Raw genomic sequence first — 1,605 nt, 5'->3', positions numbered from 1 at the left:
TAAAGATTCAACGGATGCTGTCACGGGTGGTCAGCTTTATTCGCTGAACGAACAACTTGCAACCTATTTTGGTGGAGGTGCTGGTTATGATGAGCAAGGACAATGGAAAGCTCCAAGTTTTAAGGTTACGACAGTTAAGGATGATGGTAACTCTGAAGAGATAGACTATGGCAATGTGGCGGATGCTTTGGCTGGAGTTGGTAATTCTGTTACGAATGTAAAAAATGAGATCAGCAAAGAGATTACGAATGTAGTGAGTGATAGCCTTGTTAAGCAGGATAGGATGGGTCTTATTACTATTGGTGCGGAAAGAGGCGGCAATAAAATCAATATTTTAAATCGTGATGGTGATGCTCGAATTCTTTCTGGTGTTAAGGCAGCGCAAAATGGAGACGAGGCAGTCAATAAAGCGCAGCTTGATGCAAGTCTGAAGGATCTTTCCAGCAGCCTTCAGTCTGATGATTCAGCAGTGGTTCTCTACGATAAACAGGCAGATGGTAAAACTGATTATAGCAGTGTGACTTTAGGTAAAGGTAAGGATGCAGGACCAGTTGCGCTTCATAATGTCAAAGATGGTGTCATTGGTGAGAGTTCACATGATGCGATTACGGGTGGACAGATCAACACGATTTCTCAGGATTTAGCCAAGTTTTTTGGTGGTGATGCAAAATTTGTTGGCAGTACGTTTACAGGACCAACCTACAAGTTATCGAAGGTTGATGCAGCTGGTAATATAACAGACAGTTCTTTTAATAATGTTGGTAGTGCATTTACTGGTCTTGAGGATAATATCAAGAATGTGAATGCACGTATTAAGGACGTTTCGCAGGGAGTAGCGCAGGATTCTTTGAATTGGAGTAATGAAGCCAATGCGTTTGTAGCTAAGCATGGAACGGAAGGAAGCAGTAGCAAATTGAAGTTTCTTTTAGATGGAGTAGTTTCTAAAGGTTCAACAGAAGCGATTACCGGTAACCAGCTTTATTCAATGAATCAAACAGTTGCGACGTATTTTGGTGGAGGCGCTGGCTATGAAAATGGAAAATGGGTTGCCCCCACCTTCAAGCTTAAAACTGTCAATGAAGATGGTAGTGCTGGTGAGGAAAAGGTTTACAATAGTGTATCGGAAGCATTTGCTGGTGTTGCGAGTTCTATTACGAATGTTCATAATGATGTGACCAATGTAGTGAGTGATAGTCTTGCCAAGCAGGATGATGAGACGAAAGTTATCACTATTGGTAAAGAAGTAGAAGGTACAGAAGTCAATATTGCAAATAAAGACAAAGAAGACCGGACACTTTCAGGTGTTAAGGCAGCAGAGAATGACAATGAAGCAGTCAATAAAGCGCAGCTTGATGCAAGTCTGAAGGATCTTTCTAACAATCTTCAGTCAGAAGATTCAGCGGTTGTTCTCTACGATAAAAAAGAAGATGGAATAGTTGATTATAAGAGCGTAACTTTAGGTAAAGGTAAGGATGCAGGACCAGTTGCGCTTCATAATGTAAAAGATGGTACCATTGCTGATAATTCACATGATGCGATTAATGGTAGTCAGATTAACACAATTTCTCAGAATGTAGCTAAATTCCTTGGTGGCGATGCAAAATT

1 pseudogene is annotated in these 1,605 nt (G+C 40.9%); it reads left to right on the top strand.

From position 1 onward, the window contains the following. Positions 1-1,605, top strand: a pseudogene (locus ACFILD_RS03040) (hypothetical protein); the annotation flags it as partial.

This window comes from Bartonella sp. CL162QHHD (genome assembly GCF_042195435.1).
GTDB lineage: Bacteria > Pseudomonadota > Alphaproteobacteria > Rhizobiales > Rhizobiaceae > Bartonella.
This window is presented reverse-complemented; position numbering and strand designations above follow the sequence as displayed.